The sequence below is a fragment of the Bradyrhizobium sp. USDA 4369 genome (assembly GCF_054056435.1).
This window is the reverse complement of the sequence record NZ_JBSRYH010000001.1, coordinates 1212393-1226943: the sequence shown is the minus strand read 5'-3', so window position 1 is coordinate 1226943 and position 14551 is coordinate 1212393. Positions and strand designations below refer to the sequence as shown.

Below are 14551 nucleotides of genomic sequence, written 5' to 3'. Positions count from 1 at the left end.
GCCGGGTTAGAGTGCCCGTAACGAGGGTATAAGCGTATGGATATGAGCTTGGTGGCTGCGGCCCTGGCGCAGCAGGCGAGTGCAACTCAGCAGCAGGTCGCCACGACCGTGCTGAAGCAGAACCTGAATGCGCAGAAGGATGCCGTCCTGACCCTGCTCGGCGGCGCGCAGCAGACGCTGTCGCTCGCCAATGTCGGCCCCGGCGTCGGCGGCAATCTCAACATCGCCGCCTGAGTTCTGCTCGGTCAGAGTCCCGCCGCCGTCTTCGCCGTCGCCGCCTGGATCAGCTTGACCGCATCGGCGCTGTCCCATTCGGCCGGGCCGGCGATGGTCGCGATCTCGCAGCCATTGCCGTCGACCAGCACCGAGGTCGGCATGCCCAGCGCCCGGCCCACCGCCTTCAGGTCCTGGAACACCTTGGCCTTCTGGTCGCTGAAATAGGCCAGCTGCGTCAGCTTGGCGTCGGCCAGGAAGGCCTTCGGCTTCTCCGGGTCGCGGGTGTCGATGTTGACTGCGACCACCTGGAAGGCGTCGCTGCCGAGCTTGGCCTGCAGCCCGTCCAGCGCCGGCATCTCCTTGCGGCAGGGCACGCACCAGGTCGCCCACAGGTTCAATAGCACCGTCCTGCCGCGGAAGTCGGACAGTTTCTTCGGCGCCCCCGTCCCGTCCTCGAAAGCGAGATCCGGCAGCCGCAGCGGCGCGGTGGCCGGGGTCAGCGCCGCGACCTCGCCCTTGATCAGCGGCGCGATCCGCTGGGCGGTCGCGACCGCGGCCTGGCAGGCCTGGTCGCCCGCCGGACGGCCCTTCAGCAGCCCGCCGAACGCCACCGCCGCCACACCGGCGACGGCGACCACCGCGACGGCGGCCGCGGCCAGCAGCGTTTTCCGCGATCCAGCGGGGCGGGCAGGGGACGGCTCTGGCTTATCGTTTGTCATCTCGGCTCGGTTGCGGCTATCAGAGGCGCGAATTTGCGGGGCACTGCACGATGTGTCCCATCCATTGGCGATCAGCAAGGCTTAAGAGCGGCAGGCATGAGCAACAAGATGTGGGGTGGCCGGTTCTCGGAGCGTCCCGACGAGATCATGGAGGATATCAACGTCTCGATCGACGTCGATCGCCACCTCTATGCGCAGGATATTGCCGCGTCCAAGGCGCACGCCGCCATGCTCGCCGCCCAGGGCATCATCACGCCGAGTGATGCGAAAAATATCGGCAAGGGTCTAGACACGATCCTGTCAGAGATCACCAAGGGGGCGTTCGCGTTCAAGCGAGCGCTCGAGGACATTCACATGAATGTCGAGAGCCGGCTCGGCGAGCTGATCGGCCCCGCCGCGGGCCGCCTGCACACCGCCCGTTCGCGCAACGACCAGGTCGCGACCGATTTCCGCCTTTACGTGCGCGACACGATCGACGACATCGACGCCGCGCTGGCCGCCTATCAGCATGCGCTGGCGAGCCGCGCGCTCGACCATGCCGGCACCGTGATGCCCGGCTTCACCCATCTGCAGACGGCGCAGCCGGTCACCTTCGGCCACCATCTGCTGGCCTATGTCGAGATGGCCGGCCGCGACCGCGGCCGCTTCCTCGACGCCCGCAAGCGGCTCAATGAATCCCCGCTCGGCGCCGCCGCGCTGGCCGGCACCTCGTTCCCGATCGACCGCCACGCCACCGCGGAGGCGCTCGGCTTCGAGCGCCCGATGGCCAATTCGCTGGATGCGGTGTCCGACCGCGATTTCGTGCTGGAGACATTGTCGGCCGCCTCGATCTGCGCCGTGCATCTGTCGCGCTTCGCCGAGGAGATCGTGATCTGGACCTCGCCTCTGGTCGGCCTGATCAAGCTGTCGGACAAGTTCACCACCGGCTCCTCGATCATGCCGCAGAAGCGCAATCCGGACGCCGCCGAGCTGGTGCGCGCCAAGACCGGCCGGGTGATCGGCGCGCTGAACGGGCTCCTCATCGTGATGAAGGGCCTTCCGCTCGCCTATCAGAAGGACATGCAGGAGGATAAGCAGGGCGCGATGGAGGCCTTCGCCGCGCTGTCGCTCGCCATTCGCGCCATGACCGGCATGGCGCTCGATCTGGTGCCCGACGAGGCCCGCATGAAGGCCGCCGCCGGCGAGGGCTATGCCACCGCCACCGACCTCGCCGACTGGCTGGTGCGCACGCTGAAGATGCCGTTCCGCGAGGCCCATCACGTCACCGGGCGGATCGTGGCGCTGGCGTCGAAGCAGGGTGTCGCCTTGCACGAGCTGCCGCTCTCGGCGATGCAGCAGGTCGAGCCGAAGATCACGGCCGACGTGCTCGGCGTGCTCTCGGTCGAGGCGTCCGTGAAGAGCCGCACCAGCTTCGGCGGCACCGCGCCGAAGAACGTGGCGAGCCAAGCCAAGGGCTGGCTGAAGCGGTTGGAAAAACAGCGAAAGTAGGGCCGTTGTCTGAAATTTGACCGGACCGGCGTGGCTCCCCGGCACTCGCCACGTCCGGTCAATCTCTGTATGGTGCAGCCCGCATGGGGATCTCACACGTGAATCGCAGCCGCCGTCCGATGTCCAAAGCCTGGCCTCTCCTTGTGATCGGGGTTGCCGCCCTGTCGCTCGCCGCCTGCGGGCGCAAGGGCCCGTTGGACCTGCCGGCGAACTCGCCGCCCGCGCCGCAGATGTCGGCCGCCCCCGCCGACACCGCGACCGAGACCGCCAACAAGCCGGGCCTGTTCAACTCCGGCTACGGAACCGACGCCGGCCCCGCCGCCTCCCGCGGCACCAAGAAACCCTTCATCCTCGACCCGCTGCTGGATAGCAAATAGGGGCAAACTCGCTCGATCCGCCGTCGCTGCCACCCTCCTGGAGGGGGAGGGTGGCCTCGGGACGAGCGTAGCGCGAGGCGGGGTGGGTGATCTCTCCACGAGCAGCGCCTTCGCGGCGTCACCCCCCTCCCCGACGCACGCCGCTGACGCGCCGTGCGTCGACCCTCCCCCTCCAGGGGAGGGTGGCCGCGTCAATTGACAATCCGCCGCATTTCCCGGCAATTCGCCGCCACAATCACTTCATCTCGCAGCCCCGCGCGCGGACCTGACCCATGAACCATTTCGACTACCGCGACGGCGTGCTGCACGCCGAGGCCGTCAATCTCGCCGAGCTTGCCGCCTCCGTCGGCACGCCGTTCTACTGCTACTCCACCGCCACGCTGGAGCGGCACTACCGCGTGTTCGCCGATGCCTTCGCCGGCCAGGACGTCCTGATCTGCTACGCGATGAAGGCCAATTCCAACCAGTCGGTGCTGCGCACCCTGGCCAAACTCGGCGCCGGCGCCGACGTCGTTTCCGGCGGCGAGCTGAAGCGCGCGCTGGCGGTCGGCATCCCGTCGCGCAAAATCGTGTTCTCCGGCGTCGGCAAGACCGAGGCCGAGCTGCGCGCCGCGCTGGCGGCCGACATCCACTGCCTCAACATCGAGTCCGAGCCCGAGCTTGACCTGCTGGCGCGGCTCGCCGTCGAAACGGGTCACACCGCCCGCATCTCGGTGCGCGTCAACCCGGACGTCGATGCCGGCACCCACGCAAAAATCTCGACCGGCAAGTCGGAGAACAAGTTCGGCATTCCGCTGGAGCACGCCCGCAAGGTCTACGCCCGCGCGGCGACGATGAAAGGCATCGAGGTCACCGGCGTCGACGTCCATATCGGCAGCCAGATCACCGATCTCGGCCCCATGGAGACCGCGTTCCGCATCCTCGCTGACTTCGTGCAGACCCTGCGCACCGACGGCCACAATATCAGCCACGTCGATTTCGGCGGCGGCCTCGGCATCCCCTATCACATGGACCGCGCCGTGCCGCCGGAGCCATCAGCCTATGCCGCGATGGTCAAGCGCGTCAGCCACAATCTCGGCTGCACCCTGATGTTCGAGCCCGGCCGCATGATCGTCGGCAATGCCGGCATCCTGGTCGCCAAGGTGATCTATGTGAAGCATGGCGAGGCCAAGAACTTCGTCATCATCGACGCCGCGATGAACGATCTGATCCGCCCGACGCTCTACGAGGCGCATCACGACATCCTCCCGGTGATCCACCCTGCGCCGGGCGCGCCGAGCTTCACAGCCGACGTCGTCGGCCCGGTCTGCGAGAGCGGCGACTACCTCGCGCTCGACCGCACGCTGCCCGAGCCCAAGCCGGGCGACCTCCTCGCCATCATGACATCAGGCGCCTACGGCGCCGTGCAGGCCTGCACCTACAACACCCGCGCTTTGGTCCCCGAGGTGCTGGTCAAGGGCGACCAGTCCGCGGTGATCCGGCCAAGGATCGAGGTCGAGCAGCTGATCGCGATGGATACGCCGGCGCCGTGGTTGTGAGGGGGACGTTCCTCAGTCGAACAAACCTGGTCTGATCTGACGTGATTGATGCAGGATGCCTGCGAGGCTTCGGCCCGGCTTCGGCGCGGGCCCAAAGCTTGAATTCAGCCACGCCGCGTTGCGACGAGCTGCCGCGCCTTCGCCAGGACGTCGCTCGCGGTCGAGTCGCTGATCCTGAGACTGTCCGGATGCTCCAAGACCTCGCGATAGCGCGCGATCTGCTCCTCCCGGCTCAAGCTCTGCCATTCGGCGAGCTCGGCCTCGCTCGCGGGAAGGGCAGATGGCATCGATCGGGTGGTCGCGTCGGTCATGGGATCAGGATGACATGAACCGGCGAGCGATACGAGCGGCATTGGCCCAGCCGGCGACGATCCGCCGGGCCAATCAACCGGGTCGCGGCGACGGAGATTATTCCAATTTTTTATATAATCGTCCGTGCGTTGAAATTGTGCGACGGACAACTCTACGCTCGCGACCCATGCAGCGGACCAGACTGCGCGACCGGTTGAAGGAAACGCGAAGAGAGATGGGGCGAGAGCATCGCCAGTCAGAGCATCGCCAGCCAGAGTATTTGCAGCGCGGCGCGCCGGTTGCGGGCTGAACGATCTCAGCGACGCGAGCGCCGGCGCCGGCCGAAAGACCAGCTTTCCGTGACACGCGAGATGTCGTCGTCGCCGCCCTGCTGCAGCCGGGCGGCGCGCATCACAATCATCATAACCACAAAAATCATCAGAGGGAGGAGAGTCCGGATGTCGGGTCCATTACGATTGACGCTGAGGCTGGGGGGCGCGGTTGGCGCCTGTCTGTTGGCCGGCTGGATGTCCTGCAGCGCACTGCAGGCCGCGGACGCCAAGATGGTCGCCGCACGGCAGAAGTTCTTCGGCGTGGAGAATGTCGATCCGCATAGCGGTCGCGTCGCGGAGGACAAGGTCGTGTTGTCATGGCTGTCGAACTCCAGCCTTGCTGCCGCGATCGCGGGCCGTGTTATCCTGCTCGACACCTACATCACGCGGCTCGAAGTGACGCCGGGGCGCACGCCGCTGGTGATCGGCGATCTCGTCGACCTCGCGCCGGAAGCCATTCTGCTCGGCCACGGGCATTTCGACCACGCCGACAATGCGGCCTATCTCGCCGCCAAGACCGGCGCGACGATCTACGCCTCCGAGGAGACCTGCGCGGCGATGCAGGCCGATTTCGCCCGTGAGGCGACGGATGCGGCCATTCAGGGCAACGCGGCCACGGCGTTTCCGCGCGGCGCCGCGCTGTCGTGCAAGCCGGTGACATCGGCGGGATCGGTGCCGGGGACGCAGGTGGTGCGGTTGAACTTCCTCGAGCCGGAGGCCTGCGTCATCGCGTTCCGGCATCTGCATTCGATCGCGGTCCCGCCCGATCCGACCTGGCCGCGGGCGCCCACGCCGTCCGTCTACTACGCCGCCGATCCGCGCGATGCCACGCTGTTTCCGGCCGGCACGCCGCTGGCGCCCGGCAAGAGCGGGGCGCTGTCCGGGCAGATGAACATCGCCACCTCCGGCAATAGCGGGCCCGGCGGTCCGGTCGCGCTGTTCTTCGATGTCGTGCTGCGCAAGGGGCGCCACTTTACGCTGGTCTGGTACAATTCGGCGGGCGCGCTGAAGGAGGGGCGGGGCAGCGGCTGGACCACGGGCACGCCGGCCGACGGCCAGCGCCTCGTCAACCTCATGCAGAGCCTGCCGCCGACCGACGTGGATCTGGGGACGATCGCCACATCGGATTTCGACAACAACACCTATCGCGATCCGTTCGCCTACGTCCAGGCGCTCAAGCCCAAGATCTTCATCCCGATGCATCTGACCACGGGCACGACCTTCAAGGAGTCGGTGTCGCTCGCGGTCTATGGCGGCTATCTCGACCAGATCAAGCGATTGGGGCTGACGCTCGACCAGTGGCCGACGACGCGCTGGCTGGTCGATCCGGCGGACTACGCCAAGCCGATGGTCTACGACATCGACGATCCGCAATGGCACGACCCCAACAAGGAAGCCCGGACTGCGCAGTTCTGCGGATCCGATCGCCACGACCGCGACGACGACGACCGGCGCTGAACGCGGCAAGCGCATCATGGCGACCGCGAGGGGGCAGGCACCGGTCCGGTGGCTGCCCTCAATCGTTTGTGGGACGGACCGGCGGCCGATGACGGTGATGGATTGCCCGCCTCAAGTCTTCGGGAATACGTCGGCCCGGTGGCGCTCAGCTCGCTTCGTAAGCGGCGATCTTCTCGATGTCAGGCGCGAGCACGTCCTCGGCTGTTTCAAGATCGAAGCGTGCCTGCATGTTCATCCAGAATGCGCCACCGGTCTTGAAAAACTTGCCGAGCCGCAGCGCAGTGTCGGCCGTCACGGGCTTCTCTTCGCGCGCAATGCGTTCGATCCGCGTCCGCGGCACCTTCAGCGCGGCCGCGACCGCATAAGGCGTGAGCTTGAGCGGGACGAGAAATTCTTCCCGCAGGATTTCACCGGGATGAACCGGCGGAAGTTTCTTCGCCATCTGCGCTCTCGTGTTCGGTGGTCCTATTCGGTTCGTCCGGGCTAAAGCGAGATGAGATTAAGTTCGATATCCTGAGTTTTTGAGGTAGTTGGCACACTCTTCTGCGGAGAAGGCGTCGAGGGCAACAGCAATTGCGGCGCAAACCGTGTCGACGGTTCGCGCCGCGGCTTTGCGTAGAAGGTGCTTGAGCTTGGCAAAGACCTGTTCGATTGGGTTCAGGTCGGGCGAGTATTTGGGCAAGAAGAAGATCCTGGCTCCTACCGAGCGGATCAATTGGCGGACGGCTTTGCTTTTGTGGCTGCCGAGGTTGTCCAAGATCACGATATCGCCCGGATGAAGGGTCGGCAAAAGAACGTGCTCTACATAGGTGCGAAAGCTTTCGCCGTTGATCGGCCCTTCAATGAACCATGGTGCATCAATGCGGTCGTGGCGCAGTGCCGCCAGAAAGGTCATTGTTTTCCACCGTCCGTGAGGGACTTTGGCGGTCAGCCTGCTGCCACGCGGGCTCCATCCTCGCAACGGCGCCATGTCTGTCCTGGTCCAGGTTTCGTCGATAAAGACAAGGCGCGTGGCGTCGATGCGATCTTGATATTTCCTCCATTGCTCTCGTCGCCGCGCCACGTCAGGACGATCGCGTTCGCCAGCCTCCACGCTTTTTTTTGAAGCTGAGCTTCTCGGCATGAACGAATTCCCAGACCGAACGGTAGTCGACTTTCAACCCGCGTTCGGCGAGCTCGGCCACCAGCCCTCTTAAGGTGAAGTCGCTCGCTCTGATTCGCTGTTGCAGCCACGTGGCATGCTCACCCGAGATCGCCTTGGGCTTATGGCCGCCCATCTGGCCAGGTTCGATGCTGCCTGTCTCCTTCTCAAGCCTGGCCCAATTGATCGCTGTGCTGATCGCGACCCCAAACTGCTTGGCCGCCTTATTGCGAGACATCCCGCCCTTGATCGCGGCGACAACCCGCTTTCGAAGGTCCAGAGAATATGGTGCGCCCATCCGTGCTGGCCTCCTTCCCAGCCAACACGGTGAATCAGAAACACGCTGATTTGGGAATCCCAAATCGATTCAGACTATTCTCATCCCGCTTTAGTGATAGTCGATGATCTCGACATCCTCCGGACCGGCATCGGTCCATCGGAATACGATCCGCCATTCCTGACCGCCGAGCCGGCCAATGCTGCCGGAGATTACGGTGACAGTACTGTCACCGTAATCCCGCAGCGTCGGTGTTCTCAATCATAGCACTAGTCTCTTCTACCGTACGGAATCCACGGTCGTGCTCAATCGAATGCTCTGGCAGGCGTGGGCGCAACGATGATTGCGGAAATGATGACGAGGAGTAGTGCCCAGACTAGCAAAATAGCGATCAATCTCGCGCTGGACATCTGCGCATGCGAGACCGTGCAGTCGCAATCCCGGTCCCAAGAAGTCACCTTGTTCTTCTTCAGGTTGGAATATGCGGTCGTCAGAGTGAGCAGCGATGCTAGCGGGAAGCCCGTACCCAGGCCGCGCCACCACACCATCGTCGAGCGGCGCAGCGCTTGCGCATAGCTGAAGGAGGAGCCGTTCTGTCTCAGGACGATGCCATAGAGGTATTTGCCGAACGTCGTGCCGAACAATTGCAGCAGGAGTGCTTCGAACGGGATGTATAAGGCCACCATGACCCAGCCGAGCATTTGGTCATTGATATAATTCGCTGCTTGCGACGAGACCAAGACGTTCATCGCAAGCAGTATGACAATGCCTGCAACCCAGCTGAATATCCATATATCGATCATGCGCGCAAAATATCGCCGCCATGGGTGCAGTTGGACAGTCACTGATTCGGCATCGCGGGACTGGCCGGCGACATCTTGGGGCGATCCCGTCTGAAGGAGCATGGTGTGAGGTGGCGCGGTGTGCGCCTGCACTGAGTAAGGCGAAACAGCCTCGCCCACCGATGCGGGAAGCGGCGGCGGACCGGACGCAAAGAAAGTAGCAAACGTTTGCACGGTTCGTGCATTGGCCCAGTCGGCCATTCCATTTGTCCAGACCAACTGGATCTGATCCGGTGCCTCCCTGATCTTCGCGACCAGTGCGTCGTACGAAATCGGCCCCGCCGTCTCCGCGCCGACATTGAAGTACCAGTCATCGCTCATGTGCTGACTCCCCCAAGCCAAAGCGCATCGGCACCCTATCGCGGTGCGATCAAAATGAAAACGGTCTGGCGCCCGGGAAGCCTAGTGGCGGACACAATGTCACTTGCTATTATAGTCGTGAAATCGGCGCGACGCGATATTCATGCAGTGGACCCGTCGCCGCCGTGTCCATCAGGTCCAGCTCCCGGCAGATCGCCATCAGAACGACTTGGGCATTCCTGCCTACTTCAGGACGGCGTTGGCCAGATGGCGTGAGGGAATGGCGTTGTCGACGACAAAGCGGTGGCCGTTGATCGGGCTCTGCCAGATCTCGTGGTCGCCGCGCCCATGCCGCACAAATTCGCATCCTGCCTCGCGCAGAAGTTCGGGCGTGAAGCTTTTCATGCGGCCACGTGGGCGCGCACCTTGGTCGAGATCGAGGCGATAATCTCGATGGGAATTTCTGTCTCTGCGACGTTGGCAGCGTCGGTGTCTTCGAGCAGGTCCTGGATGATGCCGGGGATCTTGGCGGCCAGCTCGTTGAGTGTCGCGGCGCCGGTGGCGAGGCCGGGCACGTCAGGGCTTTCGGCGACCCAATAGCTGGCTTCCGGGTCCCAGGTCGCGCGAACCATGATGGTCGACATGCCGGCGTGCTCCTCTGCTCCGCGCATGGTCTGGTGCGCCGTTCGGAAAAATCAACCCCGCAGTGGGGCTTCCCTGCGACGATGCCGAGCCGAACGCCTTGCCAAGTCGCGGGCGTGACGCTGCGCAAGCTCGGCTTCCTGCGTCGGGGGCAGTACCACGCCTTCGGCGGCCAGGCTGTCCCATAGATCTGTCAGGAGATCGAACCGCTCCTGGGGCGTGAGGGCGGCAAGATCCAAGGTCGTCCTGGTTTCAGGGCCTCCGCTATCGTCCCGTTGCTGAACTATACCGCGGTCGGCGCGGACACGCGAGCGGCTCGCAGCATATGGAAGATAATCGGCGATTCACCCCCAGCATCTCTATTGCGCTTTATCCGAAATCGTGCTCTACTCCGCGCATCCCGTCCCACAGAGGGGGCGCTTCGCGATCGTCACGGACGTCGGGTGCGGGATGCGGTGGGCGCATCGGGTCGCAGCGTGGGCTTGCTCGCGCGGACGAACGATCCCGGTGCGACGATGAAGTCGCGTGGTTCTGGCATCGCGGTGCTGATGCCAAGCAGGCGGTGACGAACCGGCTGCGACGGGGGCAAGACAGCCGTTCCCCGGGAAGATCGCGTATAAGTCGTAACACCATCGCGCAGGGAAGGTCGGAAGTCGCGGCCGAACCTGTGGTGACTGCCGCCTGCTTCCTTGTCTGCAGGCGGGCCATGGGAGAGGCCAGCTCCCGACCTTCCCTGCGCCCTCATTGTTTCCGAGGGCGACGAATGTCGCAAAGCTCGGGCGGAAAATGCGCCGCGAGAACGGATTTGCATGTGACATGCAGGCTGCTGTCGCGTCGCGCCGTCGGTGTCTCGCATCCGCAGGGCTCTCGATGTGAAGAAAGTCGCGTGGTCAGCAGTGCCGGCCTCGCCCTTCGAGACGCCCGCCTGCGGCGGGCTCCTCAGGGAGAGGAGGGAAGGTTGTGCGGCCATGATCGTAAAATGGGTCCCTCTTCGAAAGGCACGCCGCGCGCGGCGCGTTCGCGCGATGCGCCCGCATCGTCATGAGAACCACGAGGCCCGGGCGCGGCCCGTAGCTTTCCGGGGAACCCGGCCGGTCACACTCCCGTGTGGACAGCCGGCGATGGCATGAAAGTGGCTGAGGAACGGGTGCCTCACCGGCGCCTTTGTGCTAGCGTCAAGGTCCGGGCAACCTGGAGAGATTGTTGAGCGGCATGACCCCCGAGCCGGCCCGGCCGGCAAGCAGCACCCCCGATCGGCTGGCCAACGATCGCCTTGCGCGGCTCAAGCTGACGCAGGCGCTCAAGCGGGCCCGTCTCGCGATCGCCTGGGAGCGCGGCTGGCCGCATTTGGCGCGGCTGCTCACGGTGGTCGGCCTGTTCCTGGTCGTATCCTGGGCCGGCCTCTGGCTCGGCCTGCCATTCGCCGCCCGCGCCGTCGGCATCGCCCTGTTTCTGCTGCTTCTGGTCGGCGCCGCGCTGCCGATGCTGCGCTATCGCTGGCCGACCCGCGACGAGGGCCTGACGCGGCTCGATCGCGGCTCCGGCATCGCCCACCGCCCCGCCACGGCGCTCAGCGACACGCTGTCGAGCCGGGATCCGATCGCCCTGGCGCTGTGGCAGGCGCAGCGCGAGCGCACGCTTGCCTCGGTCAGGCGCATCCGCGCCGGCACGCCGCGGCCGCGGCTGTCGCTGCACGACCCCTGGGCGGTGCGCGCGCTGGTCATCGTGCTCCTGGTCGCGACCTATTTTGCCGCCGGCGATGAACGCCGGATCCGCATCGCCGCGGCGTTCGATTGGAACGGCGTGATGACGCCGGTCACGATCCGGGTCGATGCCTGGATCAAGCCGCCGCTCTACACGGCCAAGCCGCCGATCATTCTCTCCGCCGCCAACAAGGAAGGCGCGGTGCCGGCCAACGGTCCGATCGTGGTGCCGGCCGGCAGCACGCTCATCATCCGCTCCAGCGGCGGCAATCTCGACGTCGTGACCAGCGGCGGCGTCGCCGAGGCCGCGCCCGGCGAGATCGCGGCCGGCGAGGCCGCGCCGAAGGGCACGACCGAGCGGCATTTCACCATCAAGGCCGACGGCACCGCCCATGTGCGCGCGCCCGCGGGCCAGCCGCAATGGGTGTTCGCGGCGACGCCGGACCGGCCGCCGGTCATCAGCATGGCCAAGGACCCCGAGCGGCAGGCGCGCGGCTCGCTGAAACTGTCCTATAAGCTGGAGGATGATTACGGCGTCACCGAAGCGCGGGCCCAGATCGTTGCCCGTCCCGCCGAGAGCAAGCCGGCCGATGGCAAGGCGCCCGACAGCACGGCGAATGCGCCGGCGGCGCGGCCGCTGTTCCAGCCGCCGGAGTTTGCGCTGGTGCTGCCGAATGCCCGCACCCGCAACGGCGTCGGCCAGACCGTCAAGGATCTGAGCGAGGACCCCTATGCCGGCGCCGACGTCGCGATCACGCTGACGGCCAAGGACGAGGCCGGCAATGAAGGCAGGAGCGAGCCGTTCGAGACCAAGCTGCCGGAGCGGCTGTTCACCAAGCCCTTGGCGCGGGCGCTGATCGAGCAGCGCCGTGTCCTGGCGCTCGACGCCAACCGCAACAGTGAGGTGTTCACGGCGCTCGACGCGCTGGCGATCGCGCCGGAGCTGTTCACGCCGGAGCCCGGCCAGTATCTCGGCCTGCGCTCGGTGACGCGCCAGCTCGAGGCGGCGCGCACCGACGATTCGCTGCGCGAGGTCGTCGCCAGCCTGTGGGCGCTCGCCGTCACCATCGAGGACGGCAACATCTCCGATGTCGACAAGGCGCTGCGCGCCGCGCAGGACGCGCTCAAGCAGGCGTTGGAGCGCGGCGCCAGCGACGAGGAGATCAAGAAGCTCGCCGAGGATCTGCGCCGGGCGATGGACAATTACATGCGCCAGCTCGCCGAGCAGCTGCGCAACAATCCGCAGATGGCGCAGCGGCCGCTCGATCAGAACACCAAGATGCTGCGCCAGCAGGACCTGCAGAACATGATCGACCGCATGGAGCGGCTGTCGCGGCAGGGCGACAAAGAGGGCGCGCGCGAGCTGCTCGAACAGCTGCAGCAGATGCTGGAAAATCTGCAGATGGCGCAGCCCAACCAGGGCGGCGGCGACAACGACATGGAGCAGGCGCTCAACGAGCTCGGCGACATGATCCGCAAGCAGCAGCAATTGCGGGACAAGACCTTCAAGCAGGGCCAGGATTCGCGACGCGACCGCAACCGCGGCAAGCCGCAGCAGGGCGACCAGGACCAGAGCATGGGCGACCTGCAGCAGGATCAGCAGGCGCTGCGCGACCGCCTCAAGCAGCTGCAGGAGCAGCTCGCCAAGCGCGGCATGGGCCAGAAGGGCGACAAGGGTCAGAAGGGCCAAAAGGGGCAGCAAGGCCAGAAGGGGCAGCCGGGTCAGCAAGGCGAGCAGGGCGATCAAGGCGACCAGGGGGATGCCGGCGACGGCCTCGACGAGGCCGATGGCGCGATGGGCGATGCCGGCAGCCAGCTCGGCGACAACAATGCCGATGGCGCCGTGGAATCGCAGGGCAAGGCGCTCGACGCGCTGCGCAAGGGCGCGCAGAGCCTGGCCGATGCGATGCAGCAGGGCGACGGCGACCAGCCGGGCCAGGGCGGGCGCGACGGCCGCGGCCGCCAGGCCAACAGCCCGACCGATCCGCTCGGCCGGCCGTTGCCGAACACCCGCGACATCGACGATTTCTCGCAGAAGATTCCCGGCGAGATCGACGTCCAGCGCGTCCGCCGCATTCTCGAGGAGCTGCGCCGCCGTCTCGCCGATCCGGCGCGGCCGCAGGTCGAGCTCGATTACATCGAGCGGCTGCTGAAGGACTATTGAGGCCGCTCGCGGCGCGCGGACGGAGTCCGCGCCGGCGTCAGTAGCGCTTCTCGGACAGGATCCGCGCGGCATGCTGCAGCCGCTCGACCGAGCGCTCGGTGTCGGTGAGGGCGCAGCAGCTGACCAGCGTGTCGATGATCGCGAGCTGCGCGACGCGGCTGCTCATCGCCTCCGGCCGGTAGCGGGTCTCGTTCGCCACCGTGTAGAGCAGCACCTCGCAATGCGCCGCCAGCGGCGATTTGCCGAGCCGGGTGATGCCGATGGTCCGTGCGCCCGCGGCCTGCGCCAGCCGCGTCGCCAGCACGGTCTCGACCGTGCTGCCGGAATGCGACACGGTGACCGTCGCGACACCGGGCCCGGTCATGCCGGCGCTGACCGCCTGCACATGGGAATCGACGATGGCATTGGCCGCGAGCCCGAGCTGCAGCAGGCGATAGGACAGGTCCTGCGCGATCGGCGCCGAGCTGCCGATGCCATAGATCTCGATCCGCTGCGCCTCGCGCAGCAGCCTGGTCGCCTCCGCCAGCGCCTCCATCGACAGCAGGCGGCGCGTCTCCTGCAGCGAGGCGGCATGGGCGGCGAAGATGTGGTCCGTCACCGTCGCCGGATCGTCGCCCCGATGCAGGTCTTCCTGGATCAGGCGGACCGGCTCGATCAGGTCGCGCGCCAGCATGATCTTGAGCTCCTGGAAGCCGCGCACACCGACGCGGCGGCAGAACGACACGATCGTGCCCTCGCTGACATCGCAGGCTTCGGCGACCTCGGTGATCGATTTGTGGATGAACGGCTCGGGCTGCGCGGCGATCAGCTCAGCGATCTGCCTCGCCTTCGGCGGCAGCTCGGGCAGCAACTCGCGGATGCGCGACAGGATGCCATTCACCGATGGTCCTGAATTGAACGTCGACCCCACCATTCTCGCCTCGCTCTTCACGCCACCACCCTTCTATCGATGACTGAGAAAATCTCATCTAGAATCATTTTCTAAATAAATTTTTCACAGCAACGTCAAGTCACACTGCTACGCCTGCGCCGTTCTCGAGCGGAGGGCGGTCATCCCGTCGTC

16 protein-coding genes are annotated in these 14551 nt (G+C 65.9%); 6 read left to right on the top strand and 10 right to left on the bottom strand.

Features of this window, described 5'->3' with window-relative positions:
* Nucleotides 1-36 precede the first annotated feature (36 nt).
* On the top strand, nt 37-234 hold the full coding sequence (locus ACVIJ6_RS05775; protein ID WP_012041438.1) for a putative motility protein: 198 nt from the start codon (nt 37-39) through the stop codon (nt 232-234).
* Between the two features lie 11 nt (nt 235-245).
* Here ACVIJ6_RS05775 and tlpA read toward each other — a convergent pair whose 3' ends face one another.
* Nucleotides 246-935, bottom strand: coding sequence for a thiol:disulfide interchange protein TlpA (tlpA, locus tag ACVIJ6_RS05770; protein WP_456771876.1), 690 nt, complete (start codon nt 933-935; stop codon nt 246-248).
* 96 nt (nt 936-1031) lie between these two features.
* On the opposite strand from tlpA, the gene argH reads away from it, so the two are divergent.
* The 3 genes from argH (at nt 1032) to lysA (ending at nt 4338) form a co-directional block, all read left to right on the top strand.
* The gene (gene argH, locus ACVIJ6_RS05765) at nt 1032-2423 is read left to right on the top strand and encodes an argininosuccinate lyase (RefSeq protein ID WP_456771875.1); all 1392 of its coding nucleotides are present in this window, start codon (nt 1032-1034) and stop codon (nt 2421-2423) included.
* Nucleotides 2424-2506: 83 nt separating this feature from the next.
* Nucleotides 2507-2800: an LPS translocon maturation chaperone LptM gene (gene lptM, locus ACVIJ6_RS05760; protein ID WP_456771874.1), complete on the top strand. Its 294-nt coding sequence runs from the start codon at nt 2507-2509 to the stop codon at nt 2798-2800.
* A gap of 272 nt (nt 2801-3072) precedes the next feature.
* Nucleotides 3073-4338, top strand: coding sequence for a diaminopimelate decarboxylase (gene lysA, locus ACVIJ6_RS05755; RefSeq protein ID WP_456771873.1), 1266 nt, complete (start codon nt 3073-3075; stop codon nt 4336-4338).
* A 104-nt stretch (nt 4339-4442) separates the two neighbouring features.
* Here the strand turns inward: lysA and ACVIJ6_RS05750 are convergent, their stop codons facing one another.
* The gene (locus ACVIJ6_RS05750; protein ID WP_456771872.1) at nt 4443-4649 is read right to left on the bottom strand and encodes a hypothetical protein; all 207 of its coding nucleotides are present in this window, start codon (nt 4647-4649) and stop codon (nt 4443-4445) included.
* Between the two features lie 438 nt (nt 4650-5087).
* Here ACVIJ6_RS05750 and ACVIJ6_RS05745 point away from each other — a divergent pair, with 438 nt between their 5' ends.
* The gene (locus ACVIJ6_RS05745; protein WP_456771871.1) at nt 5088-6419 is read left to right on the top strand and encodes an MBL fold metallo-hydrolase; all 1332 of its coding nucleotides are present in this window, start codon (nt 5088-5090) and stop codon (nt 6417-6419) included.
* 145 nt (nt 6420-6564) lie between these two features.
* On the opposite strand, the gene ACVIJ6_RS05740 is transcribed toward ACVIJ6_RS05745, so the two are convergent.
* From ACVIJ6_RS05740 to ACVIJ6_RS05710, 7 genes are all read right to left on the bottom strand, one after another.
* Entirely contained in the window at nt 6565-6861 is a 297-nt protein-coding gene (locus ACVIJ6_RS05740) for a HigA family addiction module antitoxin (protein WP_456771870.1), read from the bottom strand.
* A gap of 57 nt (nt 6862-6918) precedes the next feature.
* A protein-coding gene (locus tag ACVIJ6_RS05735) for an IS630 family transposase (protein ID WP_456771600.1) occupies nt 6919-7858 on the bottom strand; the annotation gives its coding sequence in 2 pieces (ribosomal slippage) (nt 6919-7521 and nt 7523-7858; 939 coding nt in all).
* A 90-nt stretch (nt 7859-7948) separates the two neighbouring features.
* On the bottom strand, nt 7949-8098 hold the full coding sequence (locus ACVIJ6_RS05730) for a hypothetical protein (protein WP_456771869.1): 150 nt from the start codon (nt 8096-8098) through the stop codon (nt 7949-7951).
* A gap of 44 nt (nt 8099-8142) precedes the next feature.
* On the bottom strand, nt 8143-9000 hold the full coding sequence (locus tag ACVIJ6_RS05725; protein WP_456771868.1) for an RDD family protein: 858 nt from the start codon (nt 8998-9000) through the stop codon (nt 8143-8145).
* Between the two features lie 222 nt (nt 9001-9222).
* Nucleotides 9223-9384 (bottom strand): type II toxin-antitoxin system HicA family toxin, encoded by a 162-nt coding sequence (locus ACVIJ6_RS05720; RefSeq protein WP_456771867.1) that lies wholly within the window; start codon nt 9382-9384, stop codon nt 9223-9225.
* Nucleotides 9381-9623 carry a DUF1902 domain-containing protein gene (locus tag ACVIJ6_RS05715; RefSeq protein WP_456771866.1) on the bottom strand — a complete coding sequence of 81 codons (243 nt, stop codon included), beginning with the start codon at nt 9621-9623 and terminating at the stop codon, nt 9381-9383. The genes ACVIJ6_RS05720 and ACVIJ6_RS05715 overlap by 4 nt, the downstream gene beginning before the upstream one ends.
* Nucleotides 9624-9674: 51 nt before the next feature.
* Nucleotides 9675-9860 (bottom strand): addiction module protein, encoded by a 186-nt coding sequence (locus ACVIJ6_RS05710; RefSeq protein WP_456771865.1) that lies wholly within the window; start codon nt 9858-9860, stop codon nt 9675-9677.
* Between the two features lie 964 nt (nt 9861-10824).
* Between ACVIJ6_RS05710 and ACVIJ6_RS05705 the strand changes: the two genes are divergently transcribed.
* On the top strand, nt 10825-13488 hold the full coding sequence (locus tag ACVIJ6_RS05705; protein ID WP_456771864.1) for a TIGR02302 family protein: 2664 nt from the start codon (nt 10825-10827) through the stop codon (nt 13486-13488).
* Nucleotides 13489-13525: 37 nt separating this feature from the next.
* On the opposite strand, the gene ACVIJ6_RS05700 is transcribed toward ACVIJ6_RS05705, so the two are convergent.
* Nucleotides 13526-14401 (bottom strand): MurR/RpiR family transcriptional regulator, encoded by an 876-nt coding sequence (locus ACVIJ6_RS05700; RefSeq protein ID WP_456771863.1) that lies wholly within the window; start codon nt 14399-14401, stop codon nt 13526-13528.
* Nucleotides 14402-14551: the final 150 nt, after the last annotated feature.